Source organism: Aquimarina discodermiae (genome assembly GCF_040786235.1).
Classification (GTDB): domain Bacteria; phylum Bacteroidota; class Bacteroidia; order Flavobacteriales; family Flavobacteriaceae; genus Aquimarina.
The window spans coordinates 1-20,070 of sequence record NZ_JBFMKP010000046.1 but is presented as its reverse complement, the minus strand read 5'-3'; the positions used below and the strand labels follow the sequence as shown (position 1 = coordinate 20,070).

Below are 20,070 nucleotides of genomic sequence, written 5' to 3'. Positions count from 1 at the left end.
ACCCGACATTGGTCTTCAGACTAAAAACAAAACAAAATGGCTGATATAAAAATAAAACAACACGATATTACGGATTGCGGAGCCGCATGTTTGGCATCAATTGCAGCTCATTATAAATTGCAATTACCCATTGCACGTATTCGTCAGATGGCTGGTACTGATAAAAAAGGAACTAATGTACTTGGACTAATAGAAGCAGCTAGTAAATTGGGATTTGAAGCCAAAGGAGTACGCGGGGAGTTTGATAATCTATCCAAAATCCCCCTACCTGCTATTGCGCATGTAGTGGTACAAGAACAATTACAACACTATGTGGTTATTTATGAAGTTACCGCAGCCTATATTAAAATTATGGACCCTGGGGATGGTAAAATCCATAAAAAAACGCATGAAGAATTTACTAAAGAATGGACAGGGGTTTTGGTACTACTCTTACCAAAAGAAGAATTTACCACAGGTAATGAAAAGGTATCGGTATACAAACGTTTCTGGTTTTTGCTAAAACCTCATAAAGGAGTCTTGGTACAAGCATTAGTTGGAGCAGTGATCTATACCTTATTAGGTTTTTCGACTTCGATATATATTCAAAAACTAACAGATCATGTATTTATAGGTACTAGTACCAAATTGCTTAATTTATTGGGAGTTGTTATGATTGCCTTATTAGTTTTACAATTGATTGTTGGAGCATATAAAGATGTTTTTTTAATCAAAACCGGTCAGCAAATCGATGCTCGGCTCATTTTGGGGTACTATAAACATTTATTAAAACTACCGCAACAATTTTTTGATACGATGCGGGTAGGTGAGATTATTTCTCGAATCAACGATGCCGTAAAAATTAGAACTTTTATTAATGGGGTTGCATTAAATTTAACAGTAAATATATTAATTCTTGTTTTTTCGTTTGCATTGATGTTTACCTATTACTGGAAACTTGCTCTTATTATGCTGGCTATTGTACCCGTATATGCTATAATATATGTAATTACCAATAAATTAAATAAGCGTACCGAACGAGATATTATGGAAAAATCGGCAGATCTCGAAAGCCAATTGGTAGAATCATTAAATGCTGTGGGTACGATCAAAAGATTTGGTCTCGAGGACTTTGCCAATATCAAAACCGAAACACGTTTTATAAAACTATTAAAAATAGGATACAAATCTGCATTAAATAGTGTATTCTCTGATTCTGGTACAGGTACCGTTGCACAATTGTTTACTATTATATTATTATGGAGTGGTGCTGGATTTGTAATTGATAAAGAAATTACTGCGGGTGAACTTATGGCTTTTTATGCTATTATCGGATATTTTACCAGCCCGGTGGCAAGTTTGATTAGTGCCAACAAACAAATTCAAAATGCATTAATTGCAGCAGATCGTTTGTTCGAAATCATGGATCTGCAGCGTGAGGAAAATGAGCAAAAAATTAAACTTACCAAAGATAGTATAGGAGATATACACTTTACCAATGTTGGTTTTAGATATGGTACCCGAGTAGAAGTTTTTAAGGATTTTAATTTACAAATTTCAAAAGGAAAGATTACGGCGATTATTGGTGAGAGTGGCTCTGGTAAATCTACCCTTATGTCATTGCTACAAAATATTTATCCTTTACAAAAAGGGCAAATAACGATAGGGGATCAAAACCTAAAGCATATAGATACTCATAGTTTGAGAGAGATAGTAAGTGTAGTGCCACAAAAAATCGATCTTTTTGCAGGTAATGTGATCGACAATATTGCTGTAGGTGAATTTGCACCCGATGTAGAACGAATCATGGATATATGCAAAACCATTGGAATTTTAGAATTTATAGAAAATCTACCCAATAGTTTTGCTACCTATTTAGGAGAAAATGGCGCTACCCTATCTGGTGGACAAAAACAACGTATTGCCATTGCCAGGGCTTTATACAAAAACCCTGAAGTATTGGTACTTGACGAGGCTACATCCTCCTTAGACAGTACTTCAGAAAATTATATCCAAAAAGCAGTGCAAAACTTAAGAGATCAAAATAAGACCATTATCATTATTGCACATCGATTAAGTACAGTTGTGCATGCAGATAAAATTGTAGTACTAGAACAAGGAAAAGTAATAGAAGAAGGAAACCATTCTGCATTATATGCGAGACAAGAAAAGTATTATGAATTGTGGCAAAAACAGTTGCCAAAAAACTTGGATGTCACCATAAATGGAAATAAACCAATACTATCTATTAGTTAATGTAAAAGAGAAAAGGGAATCATAAAAGAATTATATCATGAATGTTATTGTAAAACAATTAGAATTAATAGATCGTATGGATCAATTAATTCGACTACAAGCTACGGGATCACCAAGAACATTGGCTTCGAGGTTAGGTATTTCACGTACTACTGTATACAGATTGATTGATGTCATGAAAGAATTAAATGCACCAGTGTCGTATGATATCAAGTTACAAAGCTTTGTATATGAGAGTGCTGTAAAATTTAAGGTAGGTTTTATCCCTCAGGAATTAAGTTATGATGAAACTCGTAGAATAAACGGAGGAAAAAAGATAAAAAAATACATTTTTTACAACAACGTCCCGTTTTTCGGGACGTATGGGTTGTAATATTGTACTATAAAAGGGAGGGCGCATTACCTTTTACTGTTGTTGCAACAACACCGATTTATCAAACGATTTGACGAAATCTCTTGATAAATCCAGTAAATCAAATACTAATTATAAAAAATTAATAAAATGAATAACTTAGAAAGTTTAAGTCAGTTTAAAGAATTGTCTAGTAATGAATTAGAAAACATCAATGGAGGAGTTGTTTGTGCAGGTGCTTGTATGTTTATAATAGGAGTAGTAGTAGGAATAGCAGTTAGCTATGCTTTAAGTTAATAATATTTAAAAAAGTAAAAAGATGAAAAATTTAGAAAATTTAGGCAAGTTTCAAGAATTATCAAGTAATGAACTTGAAAGCATTAACGGAGGATTGGTATGTGGTGGTTTTTGCATGTTTGCCCTTGGAGTTGCTGTAGGGGTTTTAATCGCTAAAGGAAGACCATAGATTCAAATTAAGGCTACTTGTTAGTTTATAATAAGCTTTAAATCAACAAGTAGCCTTTCGCTTTAATTAAAAAAACTAGTTTTTTCAAAAGTAATTATTGAGATAAATATCACGTGAGATTTTATTTGAATAATGAATTGATCATAAATTTGTATAGGTATCGTTAGATATTTTAAATAATTATAACTAATAGTGTTTTAAAAGAAAGATGAGCATCGAGGTATATTTAATAATAATTGGAATTTTACTATTACTAGTTTTGTTTTTTAACAAAAAAAATGCATCATTATTAATTGATTTTCAAAATTATCACGAGAAAAAATTTAGAAATAAAAAAAGTATAAAAAACTTATTTTATTTTATTTTTTCAGTAATTATTTTTTTTGTGTCTACTCTTCTGGCTCAAATAATGCTGCCTTATAATCTAATTAAAAGAATTATAAAAAAGCCTACTCTTATAGTTAACGTAAAAGTTGTTGATTTTTATAAAATTATAGAAAAACATGATAATGTAGTTGTTTATTTCTGGGCAGAATGGTGTGGACCATGCCAATTAATGCAGCCTTTTTTAAAAGAGTTTTCTGGACAGACTCTAGATGTAAAAGTTATTAAAGTTCATGCCTCTCAACAAGAATTAATGAAAAAATTCAACATAAAAGGAATACCTCAGGTTTTATTATTTAAAGGAGGACAAAATATAAAAAGAAACATAGGCCCAATGACATTAGAAGATTTAAAAGAATTTGTAAAGTAAGAAAGATGAATAATAATATCTTAATAAAAATAGAAAAAGAAGTTTTTTCTCAAGCAAATAGAGTTAAGATTAGTGAGTACATAACAAGTGAATATGTATATACTAAGACCGAAAAAGGTGAGATGATATACATAAACAAGAATAAAAACTTGTATGACATATGTTTTAAAGATAAGACTTTAAAAGAGATAGATATTGATACTCAAAAAAAGCAATTTGAGAAAATAAAACCATTACTGCCAGAGTTAGATTTTACTTATTCTGAATTAGAAAATGATATTCGGAAATGTGAGGTAAATGGAAGAAACATCAATTCTGTTTTAAATGCTGAAGTTATAATAAATAAAGAGCCTTGTTTTTCCAAAACTTGCTATTTAGATTATCATACCTTTTCTCAAAAAACAAGCTTTTTACCTATCCAAATTGAGGATTCTGAATTTATTTCAAATATGAATTTTAGCTTAAATATTCAAGGCAATTTAAATAAAACTACTATAAAGAATCAAACTACCGAAATTTTAACAGACTCAGAGATAAAGAATGAATATGATATTATAGCTGGATATAAAATCATATAAGATATTTTTAATATTATTAATACAGAATTTTGGATTATACACTACTTAGTTTTTTTTTCCTTCTTAAGAAAGAACTTAACTTAAAAACCACTAAAAATAGAATTGAAAACACCTTATTGAAGCATAAGAGTTATCCTAGTTTGTTTTCATTTTCTGATAGTTTAAAAAAAATAGGAGTAAACAATAAGGTGGTAAAAATATCTGCAAAAGAGTTTGTCAAATTATCACCTTTATTCCTTGCTTATACTCTTGAAGATGGTTTGGTAATAGTAAAAGAACTGTCAGATACACAAATTAGTTATAAAAGTGAATCTAAAAAAAATCTAACAGAAAGCTTAAATGATTTCCTGTTAAAATGGAATGGTATAGTAATCGTTTTGGATGACCAATCATCTGGAAATATATCTAAAAAAGAATTGTACTTAAAAAAAATTAAAACTCTTAGAACTATTGGCATTTATGTATGTTTTAGTCTTTTAATAATACTGTTTTTTGATTTTCAGGTATTTACAAATAACGCATTACTTATAGTTAAGATTATTGGGGTTATTGTAAGTTCATACTTGATTACGATTAAAGAAGATAAGTTAAGAGAATCAAAATTTTGTACTTTGAGAAGTAAAATAGATTGTTCTAGCGTACTGTCATCTAAAGGTGCCAAAATTTTCTCATGGCTTTCATTGTTAGATTTAAGTATTGTATATTTTTTTGCTGGATTAATTACTTTAGTTTTATCTTCATCTGGGGGTAATTTTTTAGGAGCTAGTTCATTTCTTAATATAGCTTCATTATTAGTGTTACCAATAATTTTTTTTTCAATTTATTATCAGGGTTTTAAGTTAAAAAAATGGTGTTTTTTTTGCTTAATGATTTCAGGATTAGTTTTAACAGAAAGTTTTATTAGTCTATATCAAATAGCTAATCACAGGATATTTTTTTCAGTTCATTCATTTTTAGTTTTTCTCTTTTCTTTTTTATTTGTGATTCTATTCTGGAGCCATTTCAAGAGATTTATTGTCAGTTATTTTAAATTAAAATATGACATGTATAAATATGTTAGATTAAAAAAGAATGAAGATGTATTTTCTGCTTTACAAGAAAAAGAGGCTTATATAGAAACAAACTTTAAAGGTAATAAGATAATTTTAGGAAATTCTAACTCTAAAAATATAATCAGTTTGGTTTTTAGTGTTGACTGCTCATTATGCAAAAAGAAACTCATACAAATATCATCTTTATATAAAAATGATAGCAACGTATGTTTTTCACTTATCTTTTCTGAGTCAAGTAATAACGATGTTGCCGCCTTTTTTATAGAACTTTACCATAATACAACTCAAGAAAAATTTATAGCGGCTATTAAACATTGGTTTTCGAACGAAAGTTTGAAGTTATTGAAAGAACAATATCCAATTATAATTTCCAAAAATTCTGAAGAAATTTTAGAAAACCATATAATATGGTGTGAACAAAATAATATAATTCAAACTCCAAAGATAATATATAATAATAGGGATTTATCCCATTATTATAGTATTGAAGATATAGTGGATAATTGCTAACCGTAACATCAATTTTGTTTGTAAAACAGAGTTATTTGTTGTTAATTTCATAAAATATAAATCTATATTATCATATGTTACAAAAGGACCATTTAATGCGATTGATACAAACGCTTTCTGATGCTATAAATCGAATAATTAATAAGATCGATAAAGGAGATGATGATGGAGCCAAAGCATTACTAAAAGATACCTATGCACTCTTGGGGCAAAAAGATATTTTTTTTCATACACAAGGAGTAGAGGATATTATCAATTTTTTTAAAGAAAAAGAAGATAATTATATTGATAAAATACAAATGTTAGCTAAGCTATTATTTGAAGAATCAAGAATTGAAAATGATCAAGGCAAAAAAAAGGAACTATTACAAAAAACAAAATCTTTGTTAGAGCATTATAATTCTTTTTCTAAGGAGTTTTCTTTTGAAGTGCAACAGCAATTTTCTAAAGTTGATCAACTATTAAAACAACTTTAACCATATTGTAAGGTTTAATTCTCTAGTTTTCCTAGAAGTTTAAAGGTTTTATAACTTTTAGATGCCTTTTGGTAGTAGAATATAGTTGAAAATGCTATAAGACCCCAAAGGTTTTTAAAACCTTTGGGGTCTTGTTTTTTTATAAAATTGAATCAGAATGGAGATATCGTACTCATCTAGCAGTTGCTATTTGCGCATTTACTTGTACTATCGCTACCTCTTGCTGATCATTGTTTTTTGGGTTTTTTGCAGGTTGTGTTACAAAATTTTTAATCACATTGGGCTCAAACAACAAACAAAGTGTAGACCCTCCATAGCTAAAACGTCCTAATTCATCACCTTTTTTAACTTTGGCACCTTCTACAATATGATTACCAAATCGTATCGAAGATATTTCGGTAATACCAATAGGGATCACACAGACTTTACCCATGCTTTCATCTTCGCATTGTATGTATACTAACCCGCGTGTATTCACAGAGGCCTCATACCCTAGGGATTCTGTTCCTGCTCCGGGTTCTTTCTCGCTATTACGTTGGCTAAAAGTTAGCCCCTCTACAATCTCTGTTTTGATAATCGTACCATCTACAGGAGCGTGAAAACGATGAAAATCATTACCACTCAAAAAAGTTTGTATCATGTCTCCTCCTACAAAATCTTTTACAAGAGAATTGTTGTTTAAAATATTGATGAGTGAATAGGTTTGTCCTTTGGCCCAAAAATCTGTAGACTCCTGAATATTTGTGGCTATCTGGTATACAGTACCATCGTTGGGAGATACAATTACTTTTTTATCATCTGGAGCAGCAATAGGCCTTAGTTCGGGTTTTATCTGCCGATGAAAAAAAGCGTTGTAAGAGGTAAAACCAAAATGTTTTGCATGACGATCAGGTACCACAAAGCTATCCAAATCGGTATACTCTTGCCCCTTTGGAGATAACCAGCCATATTCTCCCTGGTTAAGTACATAAGTTGATTTTTCTGAATCGAGAAAATCACACCACTCTTGTAATACCCCGGTTATGGTAGTATTAAAAGCTTCATTTCTAAAAGCACTTTCACCCGCTGGTGTTGCCATCATCTCGGTAAATAAAGAAGACATGGGAAAAGTATCCGCCCCAGTAAGATTGGGATCTGGATTAAATTTTGGAGCTCTTTGTATAATATGATTGATGACTTTTAACAACATTTCTATAGATGTAATTTTTCCAAATGTACCACTCCTTGTTTTTCCTTTAGATTGCTCGAGCATTTGGGTTACATACATACGTGCAGTACCGTTGGTTCTAAGAACTTCTTGCATTTTTTTTACAGAAGGAGCTAACGCTGTTGCTTCGCTTTGTGTTACTTCTTCTAAGACGACATTAAGCCAAATATTGATAGAGATACGTTGTTTTTCTGTATATGCAGTTCTGATCCATTGGTCGTTAGCATGCATCTTTGCTTCCGAGGGAGTAATTTTTGGTTCAATAGTTGTTGTTTCCATGGGTTTCTTTTTATAGAGTATTAATATTAATACGATTTACGAATAAAAATTTCACATCTAATTGCATTCCTTTTCTACTATATTTTCTTCATAAAATGAAACAATAGCTAAGGCTATTCTTTAATTTGATTCATCAATCTAGCGAAAAATCGTTGTAATTATTTTACGAAATTCTCATCCGTAAATCGTATAACCTGTAATGTACAATGTTGTTGTAAAGAATACTATTTCAGCATATTGCACTGGGAAACCCATAAAAAAGAAAAGTGATAACTGGATTGGTTATCGCTTTTTAGGGTAGACACTTTTTTATACGTTGACTTTTGTATAACTTAAGTTTGCTGGTTTTAAGCTAACATCATACGTCAAATCCTTTACGGCTGTTTTGGTTACTTTGATGTGGCTATTGTACAGGACGTAATATGGAGTTACTGTTCCTAATACATTAATAATCATAACGAACCCACTATCATCGGTTCTATTCCAATTTTCATCTTTACTATTTTCTATAGTAAAATATTCTGTGCTACCGCCAGTTCCCCATTGGTTAATTGATACCTTTATTGAAACTCCTGAATTGTTTGTTACTTTAATCCACATTGTGGAGTTTAATTCTCCGAGGCTTGCCTCGAAATGTAAATAAGGTTTTCCGCTGGATGCCTCGAGCTTCCTCCGAGGTAGTTGACTTATAAGTAATTAATTAATTTTTTTCTTCTACTAATATTTTGAGGGTGTACGATAAATTTCACTTATTGAAAATTTCACGTTCAAATCAATAGGTATTAAAAAACATCGATCCCTTTACCAACACTGCTTCTCGCTCACAACTAGTGTTGTGCCGTCTTCCAAAGGAAGGGAGATTTAGAGGGATGTTTTTCGTTAATTTCATCCCCAAAAGGGAAATTTGTCGTACACCCCATTTTGAAATAAAGGTGAACAAACGTATTCCTCCCTTTTTATTTCAATCATAGTAGAAAATAATAGTTCTCTTGTTAAACTAAGCGGTCATGATCAGGTCGATGAAAACCAAAAAAGTGAACAGAAAGAGTTTTTAGATAGTATATATCTCTGTTTATTAACAAATAAACAAATCTTAGAAAATGGATATTAAACAGTAATAATCTTTTCTTTTACAGCTTTGATCACCAAGCCTGCAGTATTTTTAACACCCAATTTACTCATTAGGTTTTTTCTATGTCCTTCGATGGTACGTACGCTAAGAAAAAGTTGTTCTGCTATTTCTGCTGTGGTATATTCTTGAGTAATTCCTTCTAGTACCTCGAGTTCTCTTGAAGTTAGATGGTAGTCTTTAGAAATAGCAGGCGGTTTATTTGTTTTATGTTTTAATCCTTTTAGTAATGCTTCAGATACAAAAGAGTTAAAGTAAAACCCATTTTGATAGGTAGATCGAATAGCAGTTTCTAATTCTTGTTGATTGGTGTCTTTTAAAAGATATCCATTGGCACCTACTTCCATAAGATAAGAGATCATACGTTCTTCTTTGTGCATAGTAAGGATAATAATCTTGATGTTGGGATATAGTTCCTGAAGCTTTAAAGTAGTATCGACTCCATTCATATTTTCCATTTCCAGATCCAATAGTATAACATCAGGAACTTCATTATTAAGTTTTACAAGTAAGTCTTTACCACTAACAGCTTCTAATGTTAATTCGATATTAGGCATTTTGTTAAGTAACGATTTGATGCCTTCGCGAAATAAATTATGATCATCAACCAATCCTAGTTTAATAGTTTCCATAACAGTGTAATTAATTAATTTTTTAATACTTGATGCGCTATTTAATTACAATTTTGACTTTCATTCCCGAATTTCCTTCAATAAAATAAATATTACCCGAGAGTATAGATAATCGACTCTCTATATTTTTAAGTCCCAACCCTTTTTTAAGAATCAGGTTTTCTTTGCTTAATCCTTTACCGTTATCTTCATATAGAATCACCAAAGAATTGTTTTCATTTTTTAATTCAAGATGTATAACAGAAGCTTGTGCGTGTTTAAGCGTATTGGTAATAAGCTCTTGTATGATTCTATATAAATTTAACTCTTTTGATTTGGAAATCGGCTGTGTTGTGTTATTTTTAAAGATAACTTTTATTTTACCACTATCCTGTATGGTTTGTACCAAACTATGAATTGCTTCTATAAGCCCCAATTTTTCTAAAATAACAGGTCTAAGATCTTGAGAAATACTGCGTACACTTTGTATCATATCATCAAAAAAACCACTCATTTTTACAGTAATTTCTTCTAGTTCTTCTGCGGGTAATTGAGGCGATATTTGCCCAAAATATAGTTTGGTAGTAGTGAGCATTGCTCCTACATCATCATGTAACTCTTTGGCAATTCTGGTACGTTCTTCTTCCTGACTGCTAATCGATGTTTTTAATAGTTCTTTTTGATAATCAGATTCTAATTTTTGATGTTTTTTTTGCTGTGCCAGTAACCTTTTTTGATAAATAATAAAAAACACAATGACCGATAATGCTAATGAAAATATGATCAGCATCCCAATGATGATGATTTTAAATGTTATGGCTTTTTCGGGGTCACCCATATGGCTATAGTATAAAAAAGAGTGAGTACAATGTTTATAAAAGCATGAAGCCCCCAAAGAATATAACTAGCTTCAGTTATCCCTTTAAATAAACTATTATTCATAAAAAACAAGATCAGGTTACTAGAGAAATAGATTAAAAACCCAGAATTGATCCAAAACATTGGATTTGTTTCCAGCGTACTATATTTTACTTCTTTAAGTAAGGCATAAAAATAACATAACGAAAAGAAGATAACAACCACTCCTGTAAGAGTGGTTGTATTAGAATTAAAGGTTTGCAAATCCTGAAAAAACAAAGTGTTTATAACTGCAAATAGTACAAAGCTACTACTTATGATTATAAAGAACAGTTTCGAGAATAGGCTTGCAAGTACCTTTTTATAAATTGCTGTGATGAGCAAGAATTCCAGAACCGTATAAAAATGATACACGGGTAAATTATTCACCTTTTGATACCAAAGAATATTAGAAATAGATTCTACCAGTAAAACGGTTAAAAGTAAATATACCAGTCTAATCTGCACTTTGTTTAACGAACGTAACTTAAACCCCGAAATTAATAAAGGAATAATGACGATAAAAGATGAAATCAGACTTAGGTTTGTAAAGAATTCTTTACTCATTGGTATATGATAATGGTTGATTTTATACGCAAGTAGGAGGACATGGTCTAGAATATTCTACATAAACTTCGCCATCTGGACCTCTTAAAGTATCAGGTAAAAAAACATTTTTAATAGGCGTACCCGGGGTGATCCCAATTACTGGCGTGAAAGAAACCATGTCTTTATACTGAAACTTATTTTGATCCAGGCCTGGATAAAATTTGAGCGCTCCTATATTACCAAGGAAAGGATTGATCAAATCTGGTGTTACAATATAAAAAAGAACACGTTCCATAGGTCTTCTTTGAGGTACAACAGTGAACAAATCATCTACCAAACTCATTTCTACCTCTTCCCAATTTTTATGAATCATATCTTTAAAAATACCAGGTACATATTCAGAACCCAATCTTGTCTGATCTTTTTCTATAGGATTAATTTCTTTCGGTTTTGAATTAGGTTCGAGCCCAAACTTATGTTTTTTACCATTTTGATCTACGATTTCAAAAATCGGAAAGAAAGTAAAATGTTCTTTAGTACCCTTATGCAGCGCCATATACATTTTAAAACTTTTGATCTCTTTTATTTCATTAATTCTTTTTACATCATTTTTTCTCATCGAGTAATAATTTACCCTCTCATACTGTCCTTGTGTAGGGTCTAGTCTATGAAAATGATGAGTAAGTTGTAGTACATCTGCTCTTTGCCAATTGCTAGTGGTTGATTCAAAAATCTCATCTGTTAGTACAAAGTCTTCCTGTGTGATTATGGTTTCCATTTGGATGTAGTTTATGGTTTATTAATTAGAGAATTAAAGTTAGCCAAAAAACGCGATATATCTCGATTTTACTGGCAATTTACAGGTAGTAACCCTATAAAACTACGTAATTATACCCTATATAGTGATTTGGATGTGATTAGATTTAGAATTGTTGTAAAAATCACCTGTATCACTGCTCACAAAACCATTTAATTTATGATTTTGATAAGGAAATGATTGCTATAAATGCGATAATTTTATGGGGAAAATTCCGCTAATAATCAAATTATACCAGTTATGAGTTAAAATGAGCTAAAATAGGCGAAGTTGCTTTCTTTTTATACGACGCTGTGATTGTTTTACATAGCAGCGCTATAAAAAATGTGAACAAGGAAGTAAAAAATGAAATGAACAAGACTATTAATACCATTTGTATTTTGAATTTTCTTTACCAGTAGATTTAAAGTGCAAATGGTATAAGTTCGTTTTAATTTATAATTGGTATCAAACACACAGGAGAAGATTTGACCCGAACACTCCTTAAAACAAAGTAGGGCTAACCACAACTCTTAAAACAATGAAAAGAACAATTAATTTTTTTTTGCGCTAAATGCTTTATAAGTTTACCTTCTTTTTGGTGATTAATTAAGTATGCAAAACAAATTATTTAGCAGAAAGCGCTTCTCCAGAAAAAGAGATTCCTTCCCATCCGTTTTGTATAAAGTTTCTGATGTTTTGATGATCAGTTGCATTGGGATGTTTTAGTACATCTTCTCTATAATAATCCCCAAAACAAGCCAAGGTCTGGTCTGTATCGAGGTTATGCAGCTTTGCAAAAGAGAATAATTTACAAGATCCAGAGTTTTGACCTGCTTCATTATGAGTCTCTCCGTTAGTAAAAGCCGTAGGAGTAAAATCATAATGCTCTTCTATAACTGCCATGGTATCTTGAAACTGAATGGTATTTGGTGTTTGTTTTACATTTTCTATAAACTGTGTGATTGTCATTGTCAATAGTTGTTATTTATATTAAGTTTTTTTGTATTAATTTCTGAAGCATAGGAACCATTTCTTCTTCAAACCATGGGTTTTTAGCTCGCCAAAACCGATTTCTGGGAGAAGGATGTGGAGTAGGAAAATAAGTGGGCCAATATTCTTTTCCTGCCTTAACAGTTTCTGTTAGGTTTTTTTTGATTTGATCTTTTAGATAATATTTCTGTGCGTACAATCCAATAAGTATAATGAGTTGTACATTAGGCATTTTCTCAAATAATTGTTCATGCCATAAAGGGGCACATTCTGGTCTTGGTGGCAGGTCACCACTTTTTCCTTTTCCTGGGTAACAAAACCCCATAGGAATTAGTGCAATTTTTGTTTCATCATAAAATACTTGATCTGTAATGCCCAACCATTTTCTAAGTTGTTTTCCACTGGCATCATCCCAGGGAGTACCAGAAAGATGAACTTTTGTGCCTGGTGCTTGCCCGATAATGGCAATGGTTGCATCGGGATGTGCTGCCACAATAGGTCTTGGTCCTAATGCCAAATGTTCATCACATACCTTACAGGCTCTTATGTCTGCTAACAAATTTTGCATACCTATTTTTTCTTTCCAGCAACGATCATCACGATTTCACCTTTTGGAGGGGTATTTTCGAAATGTGCACATACTTCCTGAACTGTTCCTCGTATGGTCTCTTCATGAAGTTTACTAATTTCTCTGGAAACTGACACTTGTCGATCTGTACCAAAATATTCGATAAAATGCCCCAGAGTTTTTACAAGTTTGTGCGGGGACTCATAAAAAATCATAGTTCTGGATTCTTCTGTTAGCAGCTTTAGTCTTGTTTGTCGACCTTTCTTTACAGGTAAAAAACCTTCGAAGACAAATTTATCATTTGGCAGACCACTAGTAACCAAAGCCGGTACAAAAGCGGTTGCTCCTGGCAAACATTCTACCTCAAGTCCTTGTTCTACACAAGCTCGCGTAAGTAAAAAACCAGGATCACTAATGGCAGGAGTACCAGCATCACTTATTAGGGCAATGGTTGTTCCTCCTTGTAATTTCTGAATGATTTGATTGACCATCTTATGCTCATTATGCATATGATGACTTTGCATCGAGGTGGTGATTTGGTAATGTTTTAAAAGTTTTCCACTAGTACGGGTATCTTCTGCAAGAATCAAATCAACCTCATTAAGAACCTTGATTGCCCTAAAGGTCATGTCTTCTAAATTACCAATAGGAGTGGGAACAATATATAATTTTGACATGTTATGGTCTTATTTTTTTACCAATCGTATAAGAAACGATAAGAATTAAAAGTGCATATACAGATAATCCAATAGGATGCCCTGCATAATGGTGGGCCAAGGTAGCTAATATTAAATCAAAGAAAAAACCTGCATAGGCCCATTCTTTAATCCACTTAATTCTATTTGTCAAAATGGCGACTATTCCTAATAGTTTGGCAACTGCCAAAGGAATTACAATATAGGTGGGGTAATTAAAACTTTTAAAAAAACCTTGTACCATTTCGGTATTAAAAAAATATAGCTGTGCAGAATATAACATAATGGCACAAAGCGCTACGGTGGTAATCCAGTATAAAATTTTCATGAGGTAGGTTTATAAGTTAAAGATCATACTTACTAAGGATGGTATCCATAAATCGCTCTTCATATTCTTCTTTATCTTTCCAGTTATTATAATCTGGTTTTATCATGTTGTTGATAAAATCTTTGGCTTCTGTTTTACTATTGATGGTTCCGAGTTGAGATAACACTCTGTTATAGTCGGTCGCACTCCCTTCAAAAAGGTATTTGATAAAAGCCAATCGATCATTCAAGCCAATATGAATTTCTTTTTTAAGTTGATCATTGAGTGATTTAGGGCGATCACTTTCGTCAGAAACCGAATCTTCATCAGATAGTTCTTCTATAGATGCCCGATCTGCCCGTATAAAAAGATCTTCGGTCACACGCGCATTAATTTCTTCAATAACAATTTCTGGTGTTTTAGGTGAAACTGGTGGGTTTTGAGACGATTCAGGTATAGGATCTGTAGATACGGGCTCTGTTACTGTAGTTTCTTTTTTGGCAATTGGCTCTTCTGCTTTGGTAATAGGATTTGAAGGAGTAATATCTACCTTTTGAGTGATTATATTGGCGTTTTCTATCTCGTTAGTCGAATGAGAATCAGGTGTCTCTATTGGCTCTTGGTCCAGTATACTTCGTATTTGCCCTATAGTGGGTTGGGGACCTTTGAAATGAGTTTCTGCAAAATTAAGAATCGCTATCTTTTCATATAGTTCTCTGGCCTCTTCTTGCAATTGAGATAGTGTAGCTGTATCCTTAAGTTGTAATATCCTGTGAGCAATACTTATAAGTTCTGCTTCCAATTTCTTCTTCATAACTTTCTGATTGGTTTGTAATACCGCCTTTTGTTTTTTAATAAATTTACCTCATCTTTAGGGGAATACCAAATGGTCATAACTAATGATTTGGTATAATGAGAGGGGGTTTTTTTAATTGATGCTGAAAAATACAAAATGTTTCTCGAAAATACGGTAAATTATAAAGAGCAATTTGGGTGGATAGAAGTTATCTGTGGTTCTATGTTTTCTGGTAAAACAGAAGAATTGATCCGTCGGTTAAAACGTGCACAATTTGCCAAGCAAAATGTAGAGATTTTTAAACCTGCAGTAGATATTCGCTATGATGACGAAATGGTAGTTTCTCATGATTCCAATCAAATTCGTTCTACCCCAGTACCTGCTGCAGCGAATATTCGTATTCTTGCAGATACTTGCGATGTTATTGGGATAGATGAAGCCCAGTTTTTTGATGATGAGATTGTTTCGGTATGTAACGATTTGGCTAATAAAGGGATTCGTGTGATCGTTGCTGGATTAGATATGGATTTTAAAGGAAACCCATTTGGCCCTATGCCTGCATTAATGGCCACAGCCGAGTATGTAACCAAAGTGCATGCTGTTTGTACCAGAACGGGCAATCTGGCACAGTTTAGTTATAGAAAATCTAAAAAAGATGATCTGGTATTGTTAGGAGAAACAGATGAATATGAACCTCTAAGCCGGGGAGCATTTTATAAAGCAATGCTTAAAGAAAAAGTAAAGCAGATAGACGTTAAAGACTCTCAAGAAATACCTAGTAAAAAAGAAACCCCAAATAAAGACCAAAAATCTGATGAGTAGCATAAAAGAAACTGTATTAGAAATTAACCTGGCTCATCTTACTCATAATTATAAATATCTTAAAAGCAAGGTTCGTCCTAATGTCAAAATATTGGCTGTTGTAAAGGCATCAGGGTACGGTAGTGATGCAGCAGTAATTGCCAAACATCTAGAACAGATTGGGGCAGATTATTTTGCAGTTGCATATACTTCTGAAGGTGTTATCCTAAGAGAATCTGGAATAAAAACCCCAATATTGGTATTGCATCCGCAACCTGTAAATTTTGAAGAATTAATAGTAAACGAATTAACTCCCAGTATTTATAGTTTTAGGGTACTTACAAGTTTTATAGAAACGGCTAACTCCCTTGATAAAAAAGAATACCCAGTACATATAAAATTTAATACAGGGTTGCATAGAATTGGTTTTGATGAAGTTGATATTGAGGCTATCATAAAACAGATTTCTAGTACCAAAGCAATTAAGGTAATTGCCATGTTATCTCATTTGGCTGCTAGTGAAGACATAGCAGAAAAAGAATTTACATTAGGCCAAATAAGTACTTTTAAAAAGATAGCTGATAAGATGACAAATAAGTTAGGCTATGCTCCTATATTACATCAGTCTAATACCTCTGGAATTCTTAATTATCCCGAAGCGCATTTCGATATGGTTCGTACCGGTATCGGTTTGTATGGCTATGGTAATGATGCAAAATATGACCCAGAATTAAAACCTGTTGCGAGCCTAAAATCTATAGTATCCCAGATACATACATTACAAGCAGGAGATTCGCTAGGATATAATAGAGCATTTGTAGCTACCGAAATGACTAAAACGGCAACTATTCCGCTAGGGCATGCAGATGGTATTGGTAGGCAATATGGTAATAGAAAAGGATTTGTAACCATACATGGTAAACGAGCTTATATTATTGGTAATGTTTGTATGGATATGATTATGGTAGATGTAACCGATATTGAGTGTGAAGAAGGAGATGAGGTTGTTATTTTTGATGGCAATGCTACCGCTTCTACCATTGCAGAAAATGCTGGTACGATTTCTTATGAGTTACTTACCGCAATTTCTTTGAGGGTTAAACGTACAATTATCGACAATAATTGACTTTTGTCTAAAAAACGACTTTCAATTTTAAGAACTTTTAACACTTGTTCGTTTTTTTAGTAAATTCGTAAAGTACAAACCATCAAAATATTATAATATGGGATTTTTTAAAGATTTTAAATCTTTCTTATTAAAAGGAGATATTGTTTCACTAGCAACAGCGGTTGTAATTGGTGGAGCATTTAATAAAATAGTTGGCTCTGCAGTGGCAGACATTATTATGCCAATAGTAGGAGTTATAACAGGAGGAACAGACTTCACCCAAAAATTTATTGCTCTGGATGGAGGCGAGTACGCAAGCTTGGCAGCTGCCAAAGAAGCTGGTGCGGCGGTAATGACTTATGGTAACTTAATACAGGCCATCATCAACTTTATTATTGTAGGACTATTTATTTTTATGGTTCTTAAAGCTTACGAAAAATCTAAGAAAAAAGAAGAAGAAGCTCCTGCAGCACCTGCTGGTCCAACTCAAGAAGAGTTATTAGCAGAAATCAGAGATTTACTGAAAAAGTAGAATACTTTGATAGCATGATGAATACAATATAGCTACCGCTATACTACATATTCTAACCTTTAAACCGCCCATTTTAGGGCGGTTATTTTTTGTAAATTGTTTAATATTTAACAAATAATACAAATTTCTATATTTTTTATATAAACACTTGCTATCTAGGAAATATTCCTCAAATTTGCTAAAAATTAAATAGTTTATCATTCTCGTGCATACGAGAATAAATATTTTACTTATGAAAGTAGCTGTAGTAGGTGCTACCGGTCTGGTAGGAACCGTTATGTTAAAAGTATTGGAAGAGAGAAATTTTCCGGTAACAGAATTAATTCCTGTAGCATCAGAGAGATCTGTTGGTAAACAAATTACGTACCGTGGTAATTCATATTCTGTAGTTGGTCTTGCTACAGCTGTCGAAATGAAACCAGATGTAGCTTTGTTTTCTGCAGGAGGAAGTACTTCATTAGAATGGGCTCCAAAATTTGCCGAAGCAGGTATCACAGTGATAGATAACTCATCTGCCTGGAGAATGGATCCAAGTAAAAAGCTGGTAGTTCCAGAAATTAATGCAAAAGAATTAACCAAAGAGGATAAGATCATAGCAAACCCTAATTGTTCTACTATACAATTGGTAATGGCTTTAGGGCCACTGCATGCAAAATACAAAATTAAGCGTGCTATAATTTCTACCTATCAATCTATTACTGGTACAGGCGTAAAGGCTGTACAACAGTTAGAGAATGAATATGTTGGTGAAAAAGGCGAAATGGCATATCCATATCCTATACATCGTAACGCAATTCCACATTGTGACGTGTTTCAGGAAAACGGATACACCAAAGAAGAAATGAAACTGGTAAACGAAACACAAAAAATTCTTGATGATCGCACCATTGCTGTAACTGCTACTGCTATTAGGATTCCTGTTGTAGGAGGACATAGTGAGAGTGTTAACTTAGAATTTGGGAACGAATTTAATGAGAGTGATGTAAGACAGGCATTAAGTGAAACGCCTGGAGTTACTGTTCAAGACAATCCTGATACCAACACTTATCCTATGCCCATATATGCAGAGGGTAAGAATGATGTTTTTGTAGGTAGAATTAGAAGAGATCATTCTAGAGAGAATGCTTTAAATATGTGGATCGTTGCAGACAACCTACGTAAAGGAGCAGCAACCAATGCCGTTCAAATTGGAGAGTATTTGATAGAAAACGAACTCATAGGATAGTTTACCTAAAGGTAAATAGTAAATACTAGAAATAAAGTAAATATAAGGATCAAGCACCCTCCTATATGTAGACTATATTTCTTAATATACTTCATGATCATTTTAGAGATAATTTTTACTAAATGAATAAACTTGTTGTATAAAAGACCTCTTATTGTATAAGTCGTTACAAATAGTATTTATATCCTTATACCAACAATATCATTGAATCATTGCAAATTAATTGTAGTGTATCGATGAAATATGATTATATATAAAGCGCACAATCAAAAGCCCTATGTATTCACTACATAGGGCTTTAATTATTTTAAGATAATAATGTGTCCTTGTTGTAGTACGTTGTATTTTAAAATATTTAGGAAAAATATAACTTAAGTGGCTATAGGTGTTTTCCTTTTTCCCATCCGTGTTTTCCTAGGTATTTTTCTCCAGATTCGATAGCTCCTTCTTCTACTGTGGTGCCCATAGAGTCATTCCATCGATTTAAATATCCAAACAGAGAAATTACTCCTAACATTTCTACAATTTCTCCTTCATTCCAGTATTTGTATAACTCTTCTTTAATGGTGTCATCGACAGCATTAGGAGTGATAGACGCTGCCAAAGAAAAATCGAGTGCAGCACGTTCTGCGTTACTAAAAGCAGAATGGGTTTTATAGTCCCAGATATTATCCAATTGTTCTTGTTCTGCACCATACCTTTCTGCAGCACGTATGGCATGCGCCTGACAATATCGACATCCTGTTGCATTACTACTAACCCAGGCTATCATACGTTTAAGAGCAGAGGTTACTCGACCTTCATTGGCCATAACAGCTTTATTTAGGTTAATAAATGCTTTAGAAATAGCAGGCCTTCTTTGCATGGTAAGAATTGAATTAGGACAGAAACCCAGGGTTTCGTTAAAAAATTCTGCCAATTCTCTGGTTTCTGGATCATGATCAGCCGACAGTGGAGTAACTAATGCCATTAGGATATCTATTTTTAAAAATTAATGTAGTTTTTTGACTTGTAAAATACAAAACTAACAGTGCAATTTCATTTAAAACCCTAAGATTTTTTCTCTGTATTTAGTATTCAACAATGCTTTGAGTCGTTTTTTGTTTTTACTTTTCTTGAAGGTTTGTTCTTGATTTAGAAGAGTTAATACAATT

Annotated in this window: 24 protein-coding genes; 12 read left to right on the top strand and 12 right to left on the bottom strand. The window is 32.6% G+C overall.

The genetic code is table 11. The features are described 5' to 3' along the window. Positions 1 to 36 precede the first annotated feature (36 nt). From ABW636_RS21315 to ABW636_RS21280, 8 genes are all read left to right on the top strand, one after another. Positions 37 to 2,235: a peptidase domain-containing ABC transporter gene (locus ABW636_RS21315; protein WP_367592125.1), complete on the top strand. Its 2,199-nt coding sequence runs from the start codon at positions 37 to 39 to the stop codon at positions 2,233 to 2,235. A 37-nt stretch (positions 2,236 to 2,272) separates the two neighbouring features. Continuing rightward, on the top strand, positions 2,273 to 2,608 hold the full coding sequence (locus ABW636_RS21310; protein WP_367592124.1) for an HTH domain-containing protein: 336 nt from the start codon (positions 2,273 to 2,275) through the stop codon (positions 2,606 to 2,608). Positions 2,609 to 2,737: 129 nt separating this feature from the next. Then, a complete protein-coding gene (locus ABW636_RS21305; protein WP_367592123.1) occupies positions 2,738 to 2,884 on the top strand; it encodes a class IIb bacteriocin, lactobin A/cerein 7B family in 147 nt (48 codons plus the stop codon). 22 nt (positions 2,885 to 2,906) lie between these two features. After that, positions 2,907 to 3,053, top strand: a complete 147-nt coding sequence (locus tag ABW636_RS21300) for a class IIb bacteriocin, lactobin A/cerein 7B family (RefSeq protein ID WP_367592122.1) — start codon at positions 2,907 to 2,909, stop codon at positions 3,051 to 3,053. A gap of 259 nt (positions 3,054 to 3,312) precedes the next feature. Beyond that, complete coding sequence (locus ABW636_RS21295; RefSeq protein ID WP_367592121.1) at positions 3,313 to 3,807, top strand: thioredoxin family protein; 495 nt, start codon at positions 3,313 to 3,315, stop codon at positions 3,805 to 3,807. A 5-nt stretch (positions 3,808 to 3,812) separates the two neighbouring features. Beyond that, positions 3,813 to 4,385 (top strand): hypothetical protein, encoded by a 573-nt coding sequence (locus tag ABW636_RS21290; RefSeq protein ID WP_367592120.1) that lies wholly within the window; start codon positions 3,813 to 3,815, stop codon positions 4,383 to 4,385. A gap of 29 nt (positions 4,386 to 4,414) precedes the next feature. Then, positions 4,415 to 5,947 carry a vitamin K epoxide reductase family protein gene (locus ABW636_RS21285; RefSeq protein WP_367592119.1) on the top strand — a complete coding sequence of 511 codons (1,533 nt, stop codon included), beginning with the start codon at positions 4,415 to 4,417 and terminating at the stop codon, positions 5,945 to 5,947. 95 nt (positions 5,948 to 6,042) lie between these two features. Then, entirely contained in the window at positions 6,043 to 6,423 is a 381-nt protein-coding gene (locus ABW636_RS21280) for a hypothetical protein (RefSeq protein WP_367592118.1), read from the top strand. Between the two features lie 172 nt (positions 6,424 to 6,595). On the opposite strand, the gene ABW636_RS21275 is transcribed toward ABW636_RS21280, so the two are convergent. From ABW636_RS21275 to ABW636_RS21225, 11 genes are all read right to left on the bottom strand, one after another. Next, positions 6,596 to 7,909: a phophatidylserine decarboxylase associated domain-containing protein gene (locus tag ABW636_RS21275; protein ID WP_367592117.1), complete on the bottom strand. Its 1,314-nt coding sequence runs from the start codon at positions 7,907 to 7,909 to the stop codon at positions 6,596 to 6,598. Positions 7,910 to 8,218: 309 nt separating this feature from the next. Beyond that, positions 8,219 to 8,509 carry a hypothetical protein gene (locus ABW636_RS21270; RefSeq protein WP_367592116.1) on the bottom strand — a complete coding sequence of 97 codons (291 nt, stop codon included), beginning with the start codon at positions 8,507 to 8,509 and terminating at the stop codon, positions 8,219 to 8,221. A gap of 507 nt (positions 8,510 to 9,016) precedes the next feature. Further along, positions 9,017 to 9,670, bottom strand: a complete 654-nt coding sequence (locus ABW636_RS21265) for a response regulator (protein ID WP_367592115.1) — start codon at positions 9,668 to 9,670, stop codon at positions 9,017 to 9,019. A 37-nt stretch (positions 9,671 to 9,707) separates the two neighbouring features. Further along, positions 9,708 to 10,487, bottom strand: coding sequence for a sensor histidine kinase (locus tag ABW636_RS21260; RefSeq protein WP_367592114.1), 780 nt, complete (start codon positions 10,485 to 10,487; stop codon positions 9,708 to 9,710). After that, a complete protein-coding gene (locus ABW636_RS21255) occupies positions 10,463 to 11,113 on the bottom strand; it encodes a hypothetical protein (RefSeq protein WP_367592113.1) in 651 nt (216 codons plus the stop codon). Before ABW636_RS21255 ends, ABW636_RS21260 begins: the two co-directional genes overlap by 25 nt. 22 nt (positions 11,114 to 11,135) lie before the next feature. Further along, positions 11,136 to 11,873, bottom strand: coding sequence for a hypothetical protein (locus ABW636_RS21250; RefSeq protein WP_367592112.1), 738 nt, complete (start codon positions 11,871 to 11,873; stop codon positions 11,136 to 11,138). Positions 11,874 to 12,518: 645 nt separating this feature from the next. Next, a complete protein-coding gene (locus ABW636_RS21245; protein WP_367592111.1) occupies positions 12,519 to 12,863 on the bottom strand; it encodes a HopJ type III effector protein in 345 nt (114 codons plus the stop codon). 16 nt (positions 12,864 to 12,879) lie between these two features. Further along, complete coding sequence (locus ABW636_RS21240; protein ID WP_367592110.1) at positions 12,880 to 13,452, bottom strand: uracil-DNA glycosylase family protein; 573 nt, start codon at positions 13,450 to 13,452, stop codon at positions 12,880 to 12,882. 2 nt (positions 13,453 to 13,454) lie between these two features. Further along, positions 13,455 to 14,129: a 16S rRNA (cytidine(1402)-2'-O)-methyltransferase gene (rsmI, locus tag ABW636_RS21235; RefSeq protein WP_367592109.1), complete on the bottom strand. Its 675-nt coding sequence runs from the start codon at positions 14,127 to 14,129 to the stop codon at positions 13,455 to 13,457. Position 14,130: 1 nt separating this feature from the next. Next, positions 14,131 to 14,475 carry a DoxX family protein gene (locus ABW636_RS21230; RefSeq protein ID WP_367592108.1) on the bottom strand — a complete coding sequence of 115 codons (345 nt, stop codon included), beginning with the start codon at positions 14,473 to 14,475 and terminating at the stop codon, positions 14,131 to 14,133. A gap of 16 nt (positions 14,476 to 14,491) precedes the next feature. Further along, positions 14,492 to 15,268, bottom strand: a complete 777-nt coding sequence (locus tag ABW636_RS21225) for a DUF8457 domain-containing protein (protein WP_367592107.1) — start codon at positions 15,266 to 15,268, stop codon at positions 14,492 to 14,494. A 138-nt stretch (positions 15,269 to 15,406) separates the two neighbouring features. On the opposite strand from ABW636_RS21225, the gene ABW636_RS21220 reads away from it, so the two are divergent. The 4 genes from ABW636_RS21220 (at position 15,407) to ABW636_RS21205 (ending at position 18,916) form a co-directional block, all read left to right on the top strand. Further along, positions 15,407 to 16,072 carry a thymidine kinase gene (locus tag ABW636_RS21220; protein ID WP_367592106.1) on the top strand — a complete coding sequence of 222 codons (666 nt, stop codon included), beginning with the start codon at positions 15,407 to 15,409 and terminating at the stop codon, positions 16,070 to 16,072. Then, complete coding sequence (gene alr / locus ABW636_RS21215) at positions 16,065 to 17,177, top strand: alanine racemase (RefSeq protein WP_367592105.1); 1,113 nt, start codon at positions 16,065 to 16,067, stop codon at positions 17,175 to 17,177. Before ABW636_RS21220 ends, alr begins: the two co-directional genes overlap by 8 nt. Before the next feature lie 97 nt (positions 17,178 to 17,274). Then, positions 17,275 to 17,691, top strand: coding sequence for a large conductance mechanosensitive channel protein MscL (mscL, locus tag ABW636_RS21210; protein ID WP_367592104.1), 417 nt, complete (start codon positions 17,275 to 17,277; stop codon positions 17,689 to 17,691). 232 nt (positions 17,692 to 17,923) lie between these two features. Further along, positions 17,924 to 18,916, top strand: coding sequence for an aspartate-semialdehyde dehydrogenase (locus tag ABW636_RS21205; protein WP_367592103.1), 993 nt, complete (start codon positions 17,924 to 17,926; stop codon positions 18,914 to 18,916). Between the two features lie 379 nt (positions 18,917 to 19,295). On the opposite strand, the gene ABW636_RS21200 is transcribed toward ABW636_RS21205, so the two are convergent. Next, a complete protein-coding gene (locus tag ABW636_RS21200) occupies positions 19,296 to 19,886 on the bottom strand; it encodes a carboxymuconolactone decarboxylase family protein (protein WP_367592102.1) in 591 nt (196 codons plus the stop codon). Positions 19,887 to 20,070: the final 184 nt, after the last annotated feature.

Bases quoted from the DNA above. Each gene is read 5' to 3' on its own strand.
- ABW636_RS21315 (WP_367592125.1), top strand. From the start codon at position 37: ATGGCTGATATAAAAATAAAACAACACGATATTACGGATTGCGGAGCC.
- ABW636_RS21310 (WP_367592124.1), top strand. From the start codon at position 2,273: ATGAATGTTATTGTAAAACAATTAGAATTAATAGATCGTATGGATCAA.
- ABW636_RS21305 (WP_367592123.1), top strand. From the start codon at position 2,738: ATGAATAACTTAGAAAGTTTAAGTCAGTTTAAAGAATTGTCTAGTAAT.
- ABW636_RS21300 (WP_367592122.1), top strand. From the start codon at position 2,907: ATGAAAAATTTAGAAAATTTAGGCAAGTTTCAAGAATTATCAAGTAAT.
- ABW636_RS21290 (WP_367592120.1), top strand. From the start codon at position 3,813: ATGAATAATAATATCTTAATAAAAATAGAAAAAGAAGTTTTTTCTCAA.
- ABW636_RS21280 (WP_367592118.1), top strand. From the start codon at position 6,043: ATGCGATTGATACAAACGCTTTCTGATGCTATAAATCGAATAATTAAT.
- ABW636_RS21275 (WP_367592117.1), bottom strand. From the start codon at position 7,909: ATGGAAACAACAACTATTGAACCAAAAATTACTCCCTCGGAAGCAAAG.
- ABW636_RS21270 (WP_367592116.1), bottom strand. From the start codon at position 8,509: ATGTGGATTAAAGTAACAAACAATTCAGGAGTTTCAATAAAGGTATCA.
- ABW636_RS21265 (WP_367592115.1), bottom strand. From the start codon at position 9,670: ATGGAAACTATTAAACTAGGATTGGTTGATGATCATAATTTATTTCGC.
- ABW636_RS21260 (WP_367592114.1), bottom strand. From the start codon at position 10,487: ATGGGTGACCCCGAAAAAGCCATAACATTTAAAATCATCATCATTGGG.
- ABW636_RS21255 (WP_367592113.1), bottom strand. From the start codon at position 11,113: ATGAGTAAAGAATTCTTTACAAACCTAAGTCTGATTTCATCTTTTATC.
- ABW636_RS21250 (WP_367592112.1), bottom strand. From the start codon at position 11,873: ATGGAAACCATAATCACACAGGAAGACTTTGTACTAACAGATGAGATT.
- ABW636_RS21245 (WP_367592111.1), bottom strand. From the start codon at position 12,863: ATGACAATCACACAGTTTATAGAAAATGTAAAACAAACACCAAATACC.
- ABW636_RS21240 (WP_367592110.1), bottom strand. From the start codon at position 13,452: ATGCAAAATTTGTTAGCAGACATAAGAGCCTGTAAGGTATGTGATGAA.
- rsmI (WP_367592109.1), bottom strand. From the start codon at position 14,129: ATGTCAAAATTATATATTGTTCCCACTCCTATTGGTAATTTAGAAGAC.
- ABW636_RS21230 (WP_367592108.1), bottom strand. From the start codon at position 14,475: ATGAAAATTTTATACTGGATTACCACCGTAGCGCTTTGTGCCATTATG.
- ABW636_RS21225 (WP_367592107.1), bottom strand. From the start codon at position 15,268: ATGAAGAAGAAATTGGAAGCAGAACTTATAAGTATTGCTCACAGGATA.
- ABW636_RS21220 (WP_367592106.1), top strand. From the start codon at position 15,407: ATGTTTCTCGAAAATACGGTAAATTATAAAGAGCAATTTGGGTGGATA.
- alr (WP_367592105.1), top strand. From the start codon at position 16,065: ATGAGTAGCATAAAAGAAACTGTATTAGAAATTAACCTGGCTCATCTT.
- mscL (WP_367592104.1), top strand. From the start codon at position 17,275: ATGGGATTTTTTAAAGATTTTAAATCTTTCTTATTAAAAGGAGATATT.
- ABW636_RS21205 (WP_367592103.1), top strand. From the start codon at position 17,924: ATGAAAGTAGCTGTAGTAGGTGCTACCGGTCTGGTAGGAACCGTTATG.
- ABW636_RS21200 (WP_367592102.1), bottom strand. From the start codon at position 19,886: ATGGCATTAGTTACTCCACTGTCGGCTGATCATGATCCAGAAACCAGA.